The 16,683-nt window shown below is 72.7% G+C and carries 13 protein-coding genes; 1 reads left to right on the forward strand and 12 read right to left on the reverse strand.

The features are described from left to right. Positions 1-150 precede the first annotated feature (150 nt). The 4 genes from ACEN9O_RS04820 to ACEN9O_RS04835 form a co-directional block, all read right to left on the reverse strand. Complete coding sequence (locus ACEN9O_RS04820; RefSeq protein WP_495616504.1) at positions 151-597, reverse strand: lytic transglycosylase domain-containing protein; 447 nt, start codon at positions 595-597, stop codon at positions 151-153. Beyond that, the gene (locus ACEN9O_RS04825) at positions 597-4,610 is read right to left on the reverse strand and encodes a hypothetical protein (protein WP_495616505.1); all 4,014 of its coding nucleotides are present in this window, start codon (positions 4,608-4,610) and stop codon (positions 597-599) included. The genes ACEN9O_RS04820 and ACEN9O_RS04825 overlap by 1 nt, the downstream gene beginning before the upstream one ends. A gap of 141 nt (positions 4,611-4,751) precedes the next feature. Then, positions 4,752-6,551 (reverse strand): type III secretion system outer membrane ring subunit SctC, encoded by a 1,800-nt coding sequence (gene sctC / locus ACEN9O_RS04830; RefSeq protein ID WP_495616506.1) that lies wholly within the window; start codon positions 6,549-6,551, stop codon positions 4,752-4,754. A 26-nt stretch (positions 6,552-6,577) separates the two neighbouring features. Beyond that, on the reverse strand, positions 6,578-8,002 hold the full coding sequence (locus tag ACEN9O_RS04835) for a helix-turn-helix transcriptional regulator (protein ID WP_495616507.1): 1,425 nt from the start codon (positions 8,000-8,002) through the stop codon (positions 6,578-6,580). Positions 8,003-8,233: 231 nt separating this feature from the next. Between ACEN9O_RS04835 and ACEN9O_RS04840 the strand changes: the two genes are divergently transcribed. Next, positions 8,234-8,917 carry a response regulator gene (locus ACEN9O_RS04840; RefSeq protein WP_495616508.1) on the forward strand — a complete coding sequence of 228 codons (684 nt, stop codon included), beginning with the start codon at positions 8,234-8,236 and terminating at the stop codon, positions 8,915-8,917. Here ACEN9O_RS04840 and ACEN9O_RS04845 read toward each other — a convergent pair. The 8 genes from ACEN9O_RS04845 to ACEN9O_RS04880 are packed head-to-tail and all read right to left on the reverse strand — an operon-like array spanning position 8,895 to position 16,678. Further along, complete coding sequence (locus tag ACEN9O_RS04845) at positions 8,895-11,438, reverse strand: ATP-binding protein (protein ID WP_495616509.1); 2,544 nt, start codon at positions 11,436-11,438, stop codon at positions 8,895-8,897. The two genes, ACEN9O_RS04840 and ACEN9O_RS04845, sit on opposite strands and share 23 nt — an antisense overlap. Further along, entirely contained in the window at positions 11,435-12,262 is an 828-nt protein-coding gene (gene sctT / locus ACEN9O_RS04850; RefSeq protein WP_495616510.1) for a type III secretion system export apparatus subunit SctT, read from the reverse strand. The genes ACEN9O_RS04845 and sctT overlap by 4 nt, the downstream gene beginning before the upstream one ends. Continuing rightward, positions 12,259-12,789, reverse strand: coding sequence for a hypothetical protein (locus ACEN9O_RS04855; protein ID WP_495616511.1), 531 nt, complete (start codon positions 12,787-12,789; stop codon positions 12,259-12,261). The genes sctT and ACEN9O_RS04855 overlap by 4 nt, the downstream gene beginning before the upstream one ends. Continuing rightward, positions 12,786-14,111: a type III secretion system ATPase SctN gene (sctN, locus tag ACEN9O_RS04860; protein WP_495616512.1), complete on the reverse strand. Its 1,326-nt coding sequence runs from the start codon at positions 14,109-14,111 to the stop codon at positions 12,786-12,788. The genes ACEN9O_RS04855 and sctN overlap by 4 nt, the downstream gene beginning before the upstream one ends. Continuing rightward, entirely contained in the window at positions 14,108-14,836 is a 729-nt protein-coding gene (gene sctL / locus ACEN9O_RS04865; protein WP_495616513.1) for a type III secretion system stator protein SctL, read from the reverse strand. The genes sctN and sctL overlap by 4 nt, the downstream gene beginning before the upstream one ends. After that, a complete protein-coding gene (locus ACEN9O_RS04870; RefSeq protein WP_495616514.1) occupies positions 14,821-15,495 on the reverse strand; it encodes a type III secretion protein HrpB4 in 675 nt (224 codons plus the stop codon). Before ACEN9O_RS04870 ends, sctL begins: the two co-directional genes overlap by 16 nt. Continuing rightward, positions 15,492-16,265, reverse strand: a complete 774-nt coding sequence (sctJ, locus tag ACEN9O_RS04875) for a type III secretion system inner membrane ring lipoprotein SctJ (RefSeq protein WP_495616515.1) — start codon at positions 16,263-16,265, stop codon at positions 15,492-15,494. The genes ACEN9O_RS04870 and sctJ overlap by 4 nt, the downstream gene beginning before the upstream one ends. A gap of 17 nt (positions 16,266-16,282) precedes the next feature. Next, positions 16,283-16,678: a hypothetical protein gene (locus ACEN9O_RS04880; RefSeq protein WP_495616516.1), complete on the reverse strand. Its 396-nt coding sequence runs from the start codon at positions 16,676-16,678 to the stop codon at positions 16,283-16,285. Between the last annotated feature and the right edge of the window lie 5 nt (positions 16,679-16,683).

The following is a 16,683-nucleotide window of genomic DNA, read 5'->3' on the forward strand; positions in this document are numbered from 1 at the left end:
AGTAGATGCGTGGCGGGAGGGTCACGCTCCGCGCCCTTGTTCACCGGCGGGCCGGCGCGCGCAACAAGGTCAGACTCCAGCTTAACCAGCGCCGGCGCCTCCGCCGCCGGTTAAAACGAAGCGATACGCTACGGGCCGAAGCCGGCGCTATCACGGGCCGTTGTGGGCCTCGACGATGCGCCGCACCTGCTCCTTGTAGCGGTCGCGCAGGGCCGGCGTCTCGGAGTGGTAGGCGCCCACGGCGTCCCAGGTGTTGCCGTACTTGAGCATCATCTTGCGCAGATGCCAGGCCGCCACGTAGACGCCCACGCAGGGCTGCCGCGTCAGCTCGTCCGACGCGATGCCCCAGTTGCGCAGCTCGGCCTCATGGATGGAATTGATCTGCATGAGGCCGTAGTCGGTCGAGCCGTCGGCATTGCGGTGCAGCGCCGCCGCGCGCCCGCGCGACTCCTGCCAGGCGATGGCACGCAACACCAGCGGGTTGACGTGCTGGTAGGCGGCGGCCTCGTCGAAGCAGTCGGCGCGCGCGGCCGGGGCCAGCGCGCAGGCCAGCGCCAGACAGGCCGAGGCCGGCCGGCGCGCTGTCAGGCGCAACATCAGGCGCCCTCTGGACGCGTCCCGGCGGCCGGCGCCGGCGCCGGATGGTCGGCCCAGGCCCGCACCACATTGGGCTGCGCCGCCGTGGCGAACAGCTCGCGCTCGCTGCTGACGCTGAAGTTGGAGGTCATCACCGCGCCGAAATTCAGGCCGGCCACGTCGCTGGCGGTCTGCGCCTCGTTCGACTGGATCTGCATCGGCACCCACGACGCCTCGTCGCTCATCCTGGCCATCATGTGGGCCGAGATCTGCTGCAGCTGCGGATCGTTGGGGTTGCGCTGGTGGATGGTCTTGGCCAGCGCGGCGCTCTCGTCGAGCCCGCGGCGCACGTCGGCCCGCAGGCGCGAACGCAGGGCGTAGTGCTGGCCAGGACCGGCCCAGGTGTCGAGCTTCTGGACGAACTTGTCCAGTTCCCGCTTGGCCTCGACCGGGCCGTGCACGGCCGCGAACACCTGCTCGAACTGGGCCCGGCGGCTCGGCTCGGTCAGCAGCGCCTTGAATTGCTGGGGGTCGCGGTGCTCGACCTCGCGCAGGGTGTAGGTCTCCGACAGGCGGCCGGCATCGACGATGGCGCGGAAGGTCACGCTCGCGCCCTGGTCCACCAGGCTGAAGTTGGCCTGCTTGGCCGCCAGCGGCGTCGGCACGTTGAGCGACTCGGAGGTGGTGGCGCCGACGGCCACCGGAATGGACGGGCTGGTGACGGCCGCCCCCAGCGTGCCATTGACCTGAAGGCGCGACAGGTGGTGGTTGCGTATCAGGCGCTTGTCGCCGCTGGTCTCGGTGCGCTTGTTGTTGGCGGCCGAGGCCCAGTCGGTGTTGAGGGTGGCCGTGGCGCCCACGCCCACCGCCTCGTACGGCTTGGCGTGCGCGATCACGCCGGCGCGCACGTTGGCCGAGCCGGTGGCGGTGTGCTTCAGGCTTTCGGCCGACTGGTTGTGCCAGCCGATCGAGATGGTCTCGCTGTCGAAGAACTCGTTGGCGATTTTTTCCCACGTCTGCGCCGGCACCTGCTTGCCGCCGTTGTCCTCCTTGGCCATGGCGAACATGAAGTCGACCACGTGCACCAGCTCCTTGCGCGCGTGGGCGGTATCCCAGCTGCGGCCGTCGGCGGCTTCCGGGCGCGCGGTGCGCACCATGACGCCGCGCGTGTGGGTGGCGTCCCCGGCCAGCGGGCTGACCGAGGCCGAGGCCCCGGCCTGGCCGCCCAGCTTATGCCAGCCGGCGCGGATCGACGCCCCGATGCCGCCGCCGAGCGAACCGGCCTTTTGCTTCTGGGTGCCGAGGAACAGCTCGCCGCCGTGGTGGCTGCTGCCGAAGCCGATCTGCGCGGTGTGGCTGCGGGTGCCGCGCGCGTCGATCACCGGCGTGACCGATCCGGTGACCGCGCCGCCGGTCACCAGCGCGCTCAATTCCTGGCTCAGCTTGCGCAGGCCGACCGTCAGCGGCGCCACGTTCACGCCTGCGGTGCCGCCGCTGGCGGCGGTCACCGCATTGCCCCAGGTCTGCTCCTCGATGAAGGTGCGCACGTACTGGTGCACGCCGTCGGCCGTGACGTTGGCCGGCAGGTTGTGCGCCGGGTCGGTGATGCCGGTGGCGTGGCGCATCGCCGTGCCGAACGCGGTCTCCTTGCTCAGCGTCGGCGGCTCGCCGGCCGCCGGGACGCCGCCGCCGGCGTGCGCAGTCGGCACGGTTTCAGCCAGGCCGCAGTCCTTGGCCCATTGCTGCAGATGCGGCAGCGTCACGCTCTTGCCCTCCCAATGCGCCAGCTTGCCGGCGATGGTGGCGCTGGCGCCCGGCACGCCGTGATGGTCGGCGATGTTGATCGCCACCTGCAGCAGCGCTTCCTTGCCGAGCTTGTGCCCCAGCGGCCGCACCTGCTCCGCGCTGGCGCGCACGTGGTTCAGCAGCGCCGAGCGCTCGATGGCCGGCGGCAGCGCGGTCCTGGGATCGGACAGCTGGCTCACCATGGTGGCGTGCGCCGCCCCGCCCGGGGCCGGCATCTGGCTGCTCAGCTTCGCGCTCAGCTCGCCCATGGCGGTGCCGACGCTCTCGTCCAGTTTGGTGATGTTGTCGTCCGGGTGCAACTGGGCGGCGTTGTTGAGGCCCATCGCGCGCAGCGGCGACAGCGGCGACTTCTTGCGGCCGAACACCTGGTTCAGGTTGGTCATCGCCAGCTTGGCCTGGGCCTTCACGAACTTGCCGTTGTTGAGCGGATTCTTGTGGTCGAACTTGACCGCCTTGTTTTGCTCGTACTTGGCGGCGCGCGCCACGTACTTGCCCATCTTCGCCAGGCGGCCCTGGACCTTGGACAGCTCGGTGCCCGGCCCGCTCTCGCGGAAGCCCTGCTTCCAGGTGAACACCGCGGCCTTCTCGGCCGGCGGCAAGGCGGCGTACGCGCTGGGGGCGCCGACGGCGGCCGGCGGCGCGTTGTGCAGACGCAGCTCGATGGCCAGCACGTGCTCGGCCAGCGTGGCCCGCGCGGGCGACACCGCCACCTTGAGCGACGCGCGTTTGCCGCAATCGGCCAGGGCGGCCGGGCCGTGCGCGGCCACGCCCTCCTGCGCCACCTTGGCGGCCGCGGTCAGCAGGCGCTGCAGGCCGGCCTGGCGGTCGGCGCCCGGCGGCGGCTGCATCATCGTCATCAGCGCCTGGAAGCCGGACGCGGTATGCGCCATGCCGGCCGCCGTGCGCAGGGCGTCGAGCGCGGCGCCGGACACGGGGCCGGCGCCCAGCGTGTGCAGCATCTGCGACACCTCCGGTCCGGAGCGCAGCACCGCCAGCGCCGCCGAGGCCCGCACCGCGTCGCCGCCGCAGGCCTGCGCCAGATGCTCGCCCACCAGCAGATGCAGCGTATGCGGGAAGGCGGTCGCCGGGCCGTGCCGCACGGGGCCGGCCAGCGCCTCGGGGATATTCGTCTTCAGGTCCTCCAGCGCCAGCATCGCGCCCAGCGCGCGAGTCGGTTGCGGGAACAGCTGGTCGAGATGGCCTTCCATCGCCGCCCGGTCGGTCAGCGCGGACGGCGCCTCGGCCGGGGCATCGGTCTTTTTCGGCTTCGGCACATCGGGGGCGATCTGCGTGACCGCGTGGCGCATGGTCTTCAACATCTTCGTGTGATCGCTGTTGAGCAGGCCCTTGTCCAGCGGCTTGCCCAGCGCCGGCGGCGCCGGGTCGCTGCGCTGCGCGGCGGGTGCCTTGGCCAATGCCGGACCGGAGGTCGGCAACTGCATGCCCTTGCCCGGACGGACCCGCACGCGGCTGAAGAAACCGGACGTCGTCGTCGATTCCTTCTTCGGATTCGGATGGCGGATGGTGTGGGCGATATCGCCCACCGTCGGCCGGCGCGATGAGGCCGCGATCGGTGGCGGCGGCAACGCGCCGGCGCGCGGCGAGGCCGGCGGAGTGGTGTGCGCGCTGCGCGGGTCGGGCAACACGCTGGAACCGGCAAAGCTGCGGCTGGGCGATATCTCCGGGCTGGAGTGGGCGCTGCGCGGATCGGGCAGCACGCTGGAGCCGGCAGAGCTGTGGCGGGGCGATACCGCCGGGCTGGAACGGGCGCTGCGCGGGTCTGGCAACACGCTGGAGCCGGCGAAGCTGTGACTGGGCGAAATCGCCGGGCTGGAGTGGGCGCTGCGCGGATCGGGCAGCACGCTGGAGCCGGCCGCGCTGTGGCTGGGCGAGATCGCCGGACTGGAGCGGGCGCTGCGCGGGTCGGGCGACGGCGACGCGCTACGCGCCGGCGTCGACGCCGCGCCGTGCGTTGCCGCCGGTTCGCTGCGCGCGCTGTGGCTGCGCTGGACCGCCGCGCCCGGCGCGCGGGTGCCGCTGCCGTCGCTGCTGCTGCGCTGCAGGCGCGACGACTTCAGCGCCGCCAGCTGGGCCGGCACGGCGCCCTGCCCGCCACGCGGCGAAGCCGGCGGCGTGGTGTGCGCGCTGCGCGGGTCGGGCAGCACGTCGGTGTGTGAGACATCGGTCTGATGCTGCGCAGTTCGGGAAATGCTGCCGCTACGGGTCATGGATATGCTCCTGCGAATAAGGTCGGATAACGATGCCGGTTCCCGGCTAGATTGGTCACTCAGCGTAGCGCCCGCCGCCGCCGCCGGCGGGCCGCAAACGAACACCGCGCCGCGCGGACGAAGCGGCGCGGCCGCAGTGCCTCACTGCGGCGTGACGATGCGCGGCGTCAGCAGGAACAGCCGCTGGAACTTCTGCTTCTGGTCCTGCTTGTTCTTGAACAGCCCGCCCAGCAACGGCAGGCGCGACAACAGCGGCACATCGGTGTGCTCCTTGCTGCTCTGCTCGACCGAATAGCCGGCGATCAGCAGGCTCTCGCCATTGCGGATCAGCGCCTCGGTATCGATCTCGCTGTTGCTCACCACCGGCAGCTGGCCCACCATCTGGCCGGTCAGCTGGCCGTCCTCGATGTGGATGGTCAGCCGGATCTGGCCGTCGCCGTCCGCGCCGGGCCGCGGCACCACCATCGGCAGCACCCGCAGCGAGGTGCCGGCCGACACGCTGTACAAGTCGGACGACTGGTAGCCCGCCACCGGCACGTAGAAGGTGGTCTTGTTGTCCATCACCGCCTCGACGTTGTCCAGCGTGGCGACCTTGGGACTGGCCGTGATGCGAGCCTCGCTGGCCTGCTCCAGCGCGCTGACGCGGGTCAGCAGGTAGCGGCCGGCGCCGCCCAGCACGGCGGTCAGCACGCCGCCGGTCGGCGTGGACGGCGGCGCGCCCGTGGCGCTGCCGCTGGCGGCGCTGTTAGGATTGGCGAAGCCGTTCGGGTTGAGCGAGCCGGGGAAGCCAGCCTGCGCCATATTGCCGTTGCCGGTCTCCAGATCCAGATGGCTGCCGTGCAGGCGCCAGTCCACGCCCAGCTGCTCCAGTCCGTTCTCGGTCACATCGATAATGCTGGCGCTGATCTCCAGCACCTTGGGCCGCGTGTCGAGCTCGGCGATCAGACGCTGGTAGGCCGCCATGCGCTCCGGCAGGTCGCGGATCAGGATGGCGTTGGTGCGCGGATCGGGCTGGATGGTCGGGCTGTCGTCGTCGGGCGGATAGCCGGCCGCCGCGCCGCTGTTCAGCGCCGTCGCCGCGTCGGCCGGCGCGCCCTGGACGGCGCCGGGCAGCGGCGGCTTGCGGGCGGAGTGGTCGGCGCCGCCGCCCAGCCCCGGCAGCGCCGCGCTCCAGAAGCCGCCGGCGGCCGGCGGCTCGCTTTTCTGCGCCACGCTGCCGACCCGCGCCACGCTGGGCGGCGCCAGCGGCGGCAGCTGCGGCGTCGGCGCGCCCTTCTGGTACATGCCGCGCAGGATGTTGGCCACGCCGACGATGGTGACCTGCTGCCCGCCCACCCGCAGCGGATGGTCGCTGGCCCAGGCGTACTGCAGCGGGAACACCCGCACCTCCAGCGCGCCCTTCTTCTGCTGGTGGTCGGCGTCGAGCTTGCGCGCCAGCTCGCCGATCAGTTCGAGGTAGCGCGGCGGCCCCGACACCAGCACGGTGTTGGTCGGGTCGTCGTACACGATGGCGAAGCGCGGGTCGGCGATGCGCAGCCGCGCGATGGCGTCGCGCAGGTCGGCCGCGCCGGCGTGAGCCAGGCCGATCGAAGTACTGCGCACCTCGTTGGCGCCGGCCAGGTACAGCACGGTGCCGTCGTAATACCAGACAAAGCCGAACGAGGCCGCCAGCTGTTCCAACAGCTGCTGCGGCGCCTCGGCAAAGGTGCCGGTGACGTTGCCTTCGACCTGGGGCGAGATCGAGGCCAGCACGTTCTGGCTGGCGGCAAGCTCGCGCAGCATCTCCTTCAGGTCCTTGTGGTCGGCCACGTATTTCAGGCTGGCGGTCTTCCAGGGGATGCGGGCGGTGGCGCGCGCGTGGTCGGCGGCGCCGGCGCCGGCTGCGGCGCAGGCCAGCCAGGCCGCCAGCAGCGCGCGGCGGGCCGGGGTCATCATCTTCATGAGGGTCCTATGGTGGAAGAGGCGGTTCAGCGGCACGCGCTGGCCGAGGGCGCCTCGTTGAATTGCTTGCGGTAGCCGCGGATCAGCGACGAGCGGCTTTTCAGGCCGACCCGGTGCGCGGTCTTCAGGATGCCCTCGCCGCCGCCGTCCTCGGCCAGCAGCTCGGCGCGCACCGCGTCCAGCCGCAGGCGCCGCAGCACGGCGGTGGGCGGCATGCCCAGGTGCTCGCGGAAAGCCAGCTGCAGCGCGCGCTCGGTGACGCCGATGTGGGCCGCGATCTCGCCGGTGCTGAGGTCGTCCTTGCGGTAATGCTCGACCAGATAGCGGTAGGCGCGCCGGTACTTGGCCGGCAGGCGCGCGCTGACGTCGTCGCTGGGCGCGCAGCCCGCCTCGCGCACCACGCCGTCGAGCGCCTTGACCACCTGGGTTTCAAGGCGCAGGCACTGCAGCGCCTCGCTGGTGTAGCCGGCGTAGAAGGCCAGCGCGTCGCCGCTGTGGCCGCGCAACATGGCGAGCTTGGCCTGGCAATAACGCTGGTCCAGGCTCCAGCGCTGGGCGCGGCTGTCGGCGCGCTGGCCGCGCTGCATGACCTGCTCGGCCAGGTCGGCGTGGCCGCCGGCCAGCGCCGCCAGCACGATCTCGATGTGCACGCCGCTGGCGTAAGACTGGCAGCGCCAACGGTGCGATTGCTCGATGTGGCGCTGCAGCGCGGCCATCACGTCGCGCTCGCCGTCGGCCAGGCGCAGCAGCAGGGCCAGGTAGCCGTGGCGCTGGGCCGCCAGCTCCGGCGCCGGCCGCCGCGCGTCGGAGGCGGCCATCGCGGCGGCGTAGCGGCGCAGCTGCTCGCGCTGGTCGCCGCGGGCGCCGGCCGATTGCCAGAACACGTGGTCGCGCAGCCCGGCCGAGCAGCGCACCCGCAGCTGCACCGCGCAGTCCAGCGCCAGCAGCCCGCCCAGCAGCGCCCAGCGGCCGTCGTCCAGCCCGGCGGCCAGGCGGGCCGCGTGGCCCAGCGCCTCGTCGCAGGCGCCCTGCTGGCCCAGCTGATGGTGGATCAGCGCCACGCCCAGCGCCGCCTCGATCGCCTGCGGCGCCGTGGCCGCGCCGTCCTGGGCGATGCGCGAGAAGCAGTGCATCGCCGCGCTGTAGCGGTGCAGGCTCAGCGCCTGCCAGCCGGTGTTGCGGCACGACAGCAGGCGCAGCTCCTCGTGGTCGTTCAGCAGCAGCTTTTGCGCGCGCCGGTAATGTTCCTCGGCGTCGGCCTCGTGGCCCAGCAGCAGGGCGGCGTCGGCCATGGCCTGGAACACGACGCCGACGCCGCCGTCGTCCGCGCCGTAGCGCTGGGCCTGGCGCAACGCAGCCTCGAAATCGCCGTCCTGCATGGCGCGCGAATAAGCCGGCATATCGTCGGCGTGCGCCAGCGACGACACGAGCGCGAAATAGATCTGGAACATGGTGGCACCTCATCGGAAGAGCGGTCGGACTGCGGAAACCGTCGGCGCCTGGGCGCCGTCAGCGGATGAGCAGATAGTGGCAGAGCCCGCCCTTGATTTCGATCCCGCAGATGTCGGGCGGTAGGAATCGTCTTACCGACAATTGTCGGAGCCTGCCGGACAGTGCAACATGGAAACCTTAGCTCTGTTACCATGCGCCCGTGCCGATAGCGGCCCCGACAAGGAGAGAAGATGACGCAGGACGCGGAGTTGACGATATTGCTGTTGGAGGACCAGGGACTGGTGCGGGCCGGCATGCGCGAGCTGATCCGGATCGCCCAGCCGCGCGCGCGCATCGAGGAGGCCGGCAGCTACGAGGAAGCGGTGGCCAGGCTGGCGGCGCGGCCGTTCGACCTGGCCTTCCTGGACATCGACCTGAAGGCCGCGCTGACCGGGCTCGACCTGCTGACCCACCTGCGGGAGCACTATCCGGAAACGCGCGCCATCATGCTCTCCGGCAGCACCGAGCGCCAGCTGGTGCTGGACTGCCTGAGCGCCGGCGCCTGCGGCTACATCCCCAAGGACATGAGCAGCGAGGGCCTGTTCGAGCGCGCGCTCGACACCGTCTTCCAGGGCGGCATCTTCCTGCCGGTGACCGCCATGGCGCGCGACGGCACGCCGGCGCCGGCCGTCGCGCCCGCGCCCAGCATCCCGGCGGCCGCGCTGGGGGTGTCCGGCCGCTGCCTGGAGGTGCTGTACTACCTGTGCCAGGGCCTGCCCAACAAATCGATCGCCAGCCGCATGCAGGTCGAGGAAGGCACCATCCGCAAGGATTACGTGCCCAAGCTGTTCCGCATCTTCCAGGTGGCGCGCCGCACCGAGCTGCTGGTCGAGGTGGCGCGCCGCGGCGTGATCATCCCGCCGCTGCCGCGCTGAGCGCGCGGATCTGCGCCAGCAGCGCGTCGGCCGCCACCGGCTTGCGCAGCACGACGGCGCCCTCCAGCTCCGGCACCTGCGGCAGCGCGGCGCTCTCGCCGGTCAGCACGATGACCGGCAGCGTGGTGTCGAACTCGGCCCGTACCGCCCGCACCACGTCGCGCGCGGTGCGCCCGTCCGGCAGGGTGTAGTCGGTCAGCAGCAGGTCCGGCATGCGCTCCAGGCCCGGCAGCAGGGCCTCCAGCTCGGCCAGCGAGCCGGCCGTCTCGCACAGCACCCGGTATTCGCGCAGCAGCGCCTCGGTCGACTGCCGCACCAGCCGGTCGTCCTCCACATACAGCACGTACAGGCCGGCGACGTCGGCCATCGGCGCGCCCGCGACCGGCACCGGCGCCGCCAGCGCGACGGCCTGCTCCGGCGCCCGCGGCAGCCGCACCGAGAAGCGGCTGCCCACGCCCGGCGTGGAATGCAGCGTCACGCTGTGGCGCTCCAGCAGCGTCATGATGGACTCGACGATGGCCAGGCCCAGGCCGATGCCGCGCTTGCGGTCGCGGCCCGGATTGTGGGCCTGGAAGAAGGGCTTGAACACCTCGCGCTGCAGCGCCTCGGGAATGCCGACGCCGTTGTCGACGATGTCGATCCGGCACTGGCAGCCCAGCCCCACCACGCCCACCACCACCCGCGCGCCGCGCGGGCGCGAGCGGTCGCTGTACTTGATCGCGTTCGACAGCAGGTTGGCCAGCACCCGCCCCAGCAGCTGGCGGTCGCTGCGCACCACCAGCGTGCCGTCTTGGCGCATGCGTACCCGGATCGCCACCTGGCGCGGCTCGCTCAGCGGCCGCAGCGCGAACACGGTCTCGTTGACCAGCTCGGCCAGGTCGAAGCAGCTGATCTCGGCGGCGATGGCGCCCGACTCCAGCCGCGACAGCTCCAGCACCGCGTTGAACGAGGAGCGCATGGCGTTGGTGGCCTTTTGCGCGGTGTCGATCAGGGCGCCGCTCTTGTCGATGTCGCCCCGGCCGATGGCGTGCGCGGCCGCGCCCAGCAGGTTGCCGATGGCCTGCATCGGCTGGCGCAGGTCGTGCGCCGCCTCGGCCACGAACTGCGACTTGCGGTGGTTGTCCTGCTGGGCCCGGCGGCGGGCGCGCTCCTTCTCCCGGACCTTGAACAGGCCGGCCATGCCGGCCAGCAGCGCCAGCAGCACGCCGACCGCCAGCTCCAGCTTTTCGTTGGTCAGCTCGACCTGCTGCAATTGGGTCTTTTCCCGCAGCGCCACGATTTCCTTTTGCCGCGCCACCGCCTCGAACTCGGCGCGCACCTGGATGGTGGCCCGGTCGAGCTCGCGGCGCGCGACGCCCTGGCGCAGCTCGCCCAGCTCGCCCAGCGCGGCGTAGGCCTCCTTGTACAGGCCGGCGCGCTCGTAGGCCGACGCCAGCGCGTCCAGCGTCTCGGCCTCGGCGCGGTCGTTCTTGCCGGCGCGGTAGACCGCCTGCGCGGCGCGGATCTCGCCCACGCCCTGCTGCACCGCGCCCAGGCCGATGTGGCACAGGCCGATGTCGGCGCGGGCGTCGGCGGTGTCGCGCTCGTTGTCCAGGGGCCGCCGCAGCTCCAGCGCGCGCTCGGCCAGGCTCAGGCACTCCCCGTAGCGGCGCGCCTGCCAGGCGGCGTTGCTGAGCAGGCCCAGGGCGCTGGCCTCGATCGACGGATCGCCCACCATGCGCGCCAGCGCCACGCTTTGCTGGCACGCCCGCTCGACCTGCTCCGGCTGTTTGAGCTTGCTGTAACTTTCGCAGCGGCCCAGCGCCAGCGAGGCCAGCACGCCCTGCGCGTGCAGGCCCTCCGCCACCGACTGGGCCTGGCCGTTGTAGTCGAGCGCCTGCGGCTGGTCGTCCATCTGCCGGTACAGCGCGCTGATGTTGTTGAAGGCGATCGCGCGGTGCATCTGGTCGCTCTCGCTGCGGCCGTCCAGCAGCCCCAGCGCGGCCTTCTGGTGCCGCAGCGCGCCCTGGAAGTCGCCCTGCTCCTCCAGGCACATGGCGGCGGTGTCGTGCAGCGCGCCGGCCAGCCGGTGGTTGACGCCGCCCGCCCGCTCCAGCGCCGGCTCGATCAGGGCCGCGCACTCGGCCGGCTTGGCGTCGAACAGCGACAGCAGGCGGGCGCGGTAGTTTTGCGCCCACAGCGTGGTCTCGATGTCGTGCACGTCCTCGCCCAGCGCGCTTAGCTCGTCGATGTAGCGGCGCGCGCGCGGGTCGCCGCTGTCGAGGTAGAAACGCGCCAGCGTCATCAAGGCCTTGCTGCGGTCGTTGAAGGTGGCGCTGGCCGGCATGTGGTCGTGCAGCGCCTGCAGTGCGCCGATGGCGGCCGGGCGGTCGCGCTGGAACAGCTGGTTGATGCGCAGCAGTTCGGTGTACACCGGGGTCGGGGCCGGATCGGCCGCGCGCGCCGCGCCCATGGCCAGGCACAGCGACAGCAACGCGATCCCCGCCAGCGGCGCTGGCCGTTTCAGAGGGCGCCCGCTCATGGCCGCACCGCGCCCAGCGTACCGTGCCGTATCAGGGCCCGGAAATGCTCGAAGGTGAATTCGCTCTTGACCTGGTCCACCATGGCGCCGGTCAGCACCACCAGCATCAGCAGCGCCACGGCGCCGCGCACCGGCTGGCTCAGCGAGTTCGGTTCGAGCTTGTCGGCGGCCTTGGCCACCAGCCCGAAGCCCAGGTCGATCAGCACCAGCACCAGCATCACCGGCGCGGCCAGCTTGACGGTGGCGCTGGCGATGCCGTCCACCCGGCTGATCATGAAGCTCTGGGCCATGGCGTCGAACGAGGGCAGCGTGGCCGTCAGCGGCCACCAGCGGAACGATTCAAACAGCGCCCCCAGCAGGAACAACATGCCGCCGGAGACGTAGAACAGCACGATCGCCATCTGGATCAGCACGTTGGAGATGGGCGTGCTCTGCTCGCCCCGCAGCGGATTGCTGGTCTGTACATTGTTAAAGCCCGCCATATTGTCGATCACCACTCCCACGCTTTGCGCAATCCAGAACACCGGCGAGGCCGCGTAGCCGAGCACCAGTCCGATAAACATCTCCTTGCCGACCAGGATCAGGGCGGTCATGCCGTCCAGCCTGGCCAGGGTGTCGGCCGGCTGGCCGGCCGCGATGAACCAAGCCACCACATACACCACGCCGTTGCGCACCCCGCCCGACAGCACCTGGTCCGAGGCCGCCGGCAGCACCACGAACACCACCAGCAGGCGGATGCTGCACAGCGCCAGCAGCATCAGCAGCGTGTGCAGGCCCTCGTGCGCGGTCCACAGCGCGGCCAGGCCGTCGCCCAGCCCGTTCATGCGCCCGCCCCTGCCGCGCGCCGGCCCAGCGCGCGCGCCAGCCCGGTTTCGGACGATTCGTCGTCCTGGGCGTCCTGCTGCGCCAGGTCGGCGGCCAGCGCGGCGGCGGCCAGCCGGCCGACGATGGCGTCGCGGCGCGCGGTGGCGGCCGCGATATCCTGCCGAGTTTGCCGAATCGCGCCTTGTTTGTCCAAGACTATTTGCTCGGCGTCCGCGCGCGCGGCGCGCGCCGCCGCCAGCGCCTCGGCCAGCCGGGCGCGCCAGGCGTCGTGTTCCAGGTAGCGCTGCGGCGACAGCCCGGCCGGCGCGGCCAGCAGCGCGGCCAGCTGCCCGGCCTGGGCCGCCAGCGCCGCGTCCGCCCGGGCCAGCTCGTCCGCGCGGCGGGCCGCCGCGTCGACGCCCTCCGCCAGCGCCGCGCGCTGCGCCGCCAGCGCGCCCTCCAGGCGGCCGATGGCGCGCGTCCTGGCGTCGCGCAGGGTGCGCCAGGCGCGCAGCGCGGCCGCATGCGGCACGCTGGCCGCGCTCATGCCGCGATGGCGGCCAGCCGCCCCAGCGTGTCGCCCGGATCGGCGTGTTCATCGGTGGCCTGGTTCAGGAAGGCGTCGATCTGGTCGTGGCGGGCGATCGCCTGGTCGGCCAGCGGATCGCCGCCGGCCTGGTATTCGCCGATCTGCAGCAGCGGCTCGATCTCGTCGTAGCGCGCCATCAGGCGCCGCAGGCGGCCGGCCTGCTCGCGGTGCGCGGGCGCGACGATCTGGCTCATCACCCGGCTCAGGCTGCCCAGCACGTCGATCGCCGGGTACTGGTTGCGGGCCGCGATCCGGCGCGACAGGATCAGGTGGCCATCCAGGATGCCGCGCACCTCCTCGCTGACCGGGTCGCCGCCGCTGTCGTCCTCGGCCAGCACGGTGTACAGCGCCGTGACCGAGCCGCGCTCGCCCATGCCGGCCCGCTCCAGCAGGCGCGGCAGCTCGGCAAACACCGACGGCGGAAAGCCGCGCCGGGTCGGCGGCTCGCCGGCCGCCAGGCCGATCTCGCGCTGGGCGCGGGCGTAGCGGGTCAGCGAATCCATCATCAGCAGCACCCGCAGGCCACGGTCGCGGAAGTATTCGGCGATGGCGGTGCCGACAAAGGCGGCCTTGGCACGCTCGATCGCCGAGCGGTCCGAGGTGGCGCACACCACCACGCTGCGCGCCCGGCCCTCCGGGCCCAGCACCAGCTCCAGGAATTCACGCACCTCGCGGCCGCGCTCGCCGATCAGGACTATCACGTTGAGGTCGGCGTCGGTGCCGCGCGCCAGCATGCCCAGCAGCGTGCTCTTGCCGACCCCGGCCGGCGCGAACAGGCCCACGCGCTGGCCCTCGCCCAGGGTGGCCAGGGCGTCGATGACGCGCACGCCGGTCGGCAGCGGGGTCTCGATCATGCGCCGCGTCATCGGGTTGGGCGCGGACGCGTGGATGCCGACGCGCTCGGTGCACGGCAGCGGTCCGGCGCCGTCGATGGGCTGGCCGAAGCCGTCCAGCACCCGGCCCAGCAGGCCGTCGCCGACCGCCACCGACAGCGGCGCGCCGTGGCCGCTGACGCGGGTCTGGCGGCCCAGGCCCTCGACCGCGCCGAACGGCGCCAGCAGCGCCTGGCGGCGGTTGAAGCCGACCACCTCGGCGCGCTGCAGCAGCGTGCCGTCGGGCTGGCGCAGGTCGCACAGCTCGCCCAGCCTGGCATCCAGGCCGCCCACCCGCAGCAGCGTGCCGGTCACTTCCAGCACCTTGCCCATGCGCGGCGCGGCCGGCTGGGCCGCGAGGCCGGCGTCGACGCGGTCGGCCAGCGCGTGCAGCCAGTCGCGCTTCATGGCTGCGCTCCCTCGTCCGCCGCGCCCGATGCCAGCGGCTGACTCAGCGTTTGATTCAGCACCTGGCTCAGCGCCTGGCCCAGCGTCGCGCGCAGCGCCGCCAGCTGCGCCGGCAGGCCGGCGTCGAGCACGCCGTAGTCCCACTCGCACAGGCAGGCGCCGGGGCCGGCTGCCGCGTCCTCGACGATGACGGGGCGCAGCGTCCAGCCGGGCTGGTCGAACAACTGGCGCGCGGCGGCGGCGTCGTCCGGATGCACCGTCACGGTCAGGAAGGAGGCCTCGGCCAGCTCGGCGCCGACCAGCTCGGCGGCGCGGCGCCACAGCGCCTCGCGCGGGGTCTCGGTCAGCAGCCGGCTGGCCGCGGCGTGGACGATGGCGGTCAGGCGTTCGCCCATCGCCATCAGCAGCGCCTGGTCGTCGCCGGCCCGCTCGCGCATCCGCGCGTGCACCTCCTCCACCGCGCGGCGGCGGCCGGCGGCGTAGCCCAGGCGGGCGCTGCCGGCGGCGTGCCGTTCGGCCTCGGCCACGATGGCGGCCGCGCGCGCCTCGGCCTCGGCCACCACGGCTTCGGCGCGCGCGCCGGCGTCGGCCAGCAGGGCGGCGCCGCGCCGCTCGATGGCTTGCCATCCCTGGTCCAGCGCCAGCACCTGCGCCAGCGCCTCGCGCCGCACCACGTCGCCGCCCAGGCCCAGCGGGCCGGACTCGCCTCTCAGCCAAATAACCATGTCAGCTCCGGGAACAATGTCGGTAACAGCGCCAGCAGGGCGGCGCTGTCGTTGGTGGCCGGGCAGTCCGGCCCGGCGGCGGCCCCGGCCGCGACGGGCGGCAGGGTCAGCTGGATCAGGCGGCGCAGGCGCACGTCCTGCCAGACCGCGTCGCGCTCGAAATGGGCGTAGCCTTCAAGCGCCCAGTCCAGCAGACCGGCGTGGGCCGGCAGCGGTGCGCGGTCATCGTCGCCGGCGAACCCGGAGGGCCCGGCCTGTGCCGCACCGGCCTCGCGCAGGCCGGCCAGCGCCGCAGCACCGACCAGCGCCCGCAGCTGCGCCAGCAGGACGCCGTCGACGCAGCGGCACAGCGGCGCGCGGTGGGCGTACAGCGCGCGTGCCGCCAGCACCCGCAGCAGCGCGGACTTGTCCAGCACCGCCAGCCGGTGCGCCGGCGGCGTGAAGCCGGCAGGGGCCACCGGCGCCAGCCGCAGCCGCACGCCGTGCAGGACCGGCGCCATCGCCGGCGAGGCCTGCGGCAGGCCGTTGTCGCGCCGCAGCCGCTCCAGCCAGCCGGGATCCATGTCCTCGGCCAGCCGCGTCAGGCGGCCCTGGTAAGCCTGCAGCAGCGCCGCCAGCTGGGGCAGCGGCAGCAGCGCGGCCGCGTCGGCGTCCATCATCGCGCCCCCTGGCTGACCGGCCGCAGCCGGCGGGCCGCCGCCAGCAACGTGGCAGGCGTGGCGCCGCGCCGACGCAGCACCAGCGCGGCCGATCCCAGCAGCAGCGCACCCAGCGCGGCCGCCGCGCCCCACAGCAGGCCGCGCGGCAGACGCGGCGGGCGCGGACGCGGCGCGGCGGCGGGCGCGCCCGGCACCAGCACCACCGAGACGTTCTCGTAACTGAGCCCCTCGACGCTGTGCACCACCAGGTTCTTGATGCCCGGCACCAGCGAGGCGACGTCGGTGTTGGCGCGGTACTTGATGAACACCGAGGCGCTGGGCGGCTTGACCACGGTGGCCAGCGGATCGTTGTTGGGCAGCGCGATCTCGACGTGGGCCAGGGCCACGCCGTCAATGTCGTTGAGCGTGCGCGACAGCTGCTGCGACACGCCGAAGATGAAGCGCACCCGCTCCTCGGTCGGGGTCGAGATCAGGCCGTCCTTCTTGAACATCTCGCCCAGGTTGGTGTACTTGGCGTGCGGCAGGCCGTGCGCGTGCAGCGCCTCCATGGCGTGCGCGAAGTCGTCGTCGTCCACCGTGATCAGCCAACTCTTGCCGTCGTCGGGCGAGCTCTTGGCCGCGTCGATGCCGGCCTCCAGCAGCACGGTCAGCATGTCGTTGGCGTCGACCTCGCTCAACTGCGCGAACAGCTGCTTGCCGCAGCCGGCCAGGGCCGCGGCCAGGCACAGCGCCAGCGCGACGGTCTTCAGGTGTTGCAGGGGGCGTTTCACATCGGGCTCCGTGGCGCTTATTGGTTCTTCATCAGGGTCTGGACCGCCGTCTTGCCGGACTCCGCCAGCGTGTTGACGACGTTCAGCTTGAACGACAGCATCGCCATCTCGGTCTGCATCTTGACGGCGGCCGCCGCCGCGGCGGGCGCGTCGGGCACGTCGGCGATCGAGAAGGTGCGGATGGTGTCGATGGTGTCCTTGGCCGACTGGTCCTCGGCGGCCACCATGCGCTCGAGCTGAGACGGGCCGTGCGCGTGGTGCGCGTGCGGGCCGCCGTCGCGCATCAGCGCGGCGAAGCGGTCGACCAGGGCCGGCTCGGGCGGCGGTGGAACGGGAGCGGCGGCCGCTGCGGCGACGGGCGCGGCGGCCGGCACGTGGCTGACCGGCGGCACGGGAGGGATGGGGCTGATCATGGCGT

The sequence above is a fragment of the Duganella sp. Dugasp78 genome, assembly GCF_059491455.1.

Coding starts and splice junctions, on each gene's coding strand:
- sctN (WP_495616512.1), bottom strand. CDS start 14,111: ATGAAGCGCGACTGGCTGCACGCGCTGGCCGACCGCGTCGACGCCGGC.
- sctC (WP_495616506.1), bottom strand. CDS start 6,551: ATGAAGATGATGACCCCGGCCCGCCGCGCGCTGCTGGCGGCCTGGCTG.
- ACEN9O_RS04835 (WP_495616507.1), bottom strand. CDS start 8,002: ATGTTCCAGATCTATTTCGCGCTCGTGTCGTCGCTGGCGCACGCCGAC.
- sctT (WP_495616510.1), bottom strand. CDS start 12,262: ATGAACGGGCTGGGCGACGGCCTGGCCGCGCTGTGGACCGCGCACGAG.
- ACEN9O_RS04880 (WP_495616516.1), bottom strand. CDS start 16,678: ATGATCAGCCCCATCCCTCCCGTGCCGCCGGTCAGCCACGTGCCGGCC.
- ACEN9O_RS04870 (WP_495616514.1), bottom strand. CDS start 15,495: ATGATGGACGCCGACGCGGCCGCGCTGCTGCCGCTGCCCCAGCTGGCG.
- ACEN9O_RS04820 (WP_495616504.1), bottom strand. CDS start 597: ATGTTGCGCCTGACAGCGCGCCGGCCGGCCTCGGCCTGTCTGGCGCTG.
- ACEN9O_RS04855 (WP_495616511.1), bottom strand. CDS start 12,789: ATGAGCGCGGCCAGCGTGCCGCATGCGGCCGCGCTGCGCGCCTGGCGC.
- ACEN9O_RS04840 (WP_495616508.1), top strand. CDS start 8,234: ATGACGCAGGACGCGGAGTTGACGATATTGCTGTTGGAGGACCAGGGA.
- ACEN9O_RS04825 (WP_495616505.1), bottom strand. CDS start 4,610: ATGACCCGTAGCGGCAGCATTTCCCGAACTGCGCAGCATCAGACCGAT.
- ACEN9O_RS04845 (WP_495616509.1), bottom strand. CDS start 11,438: ATGAGCGGGCGCCCTCTGAAACGGCCAGCGCCGCTGGCGGGGATCGCG.
- sctL (WP_495616513.1), bottom strand. CDS start 14,836: ATGGTTATTTGGCTGAGAGGCGAGTCCGGCCCGCTGGGCCTGGGCGGC.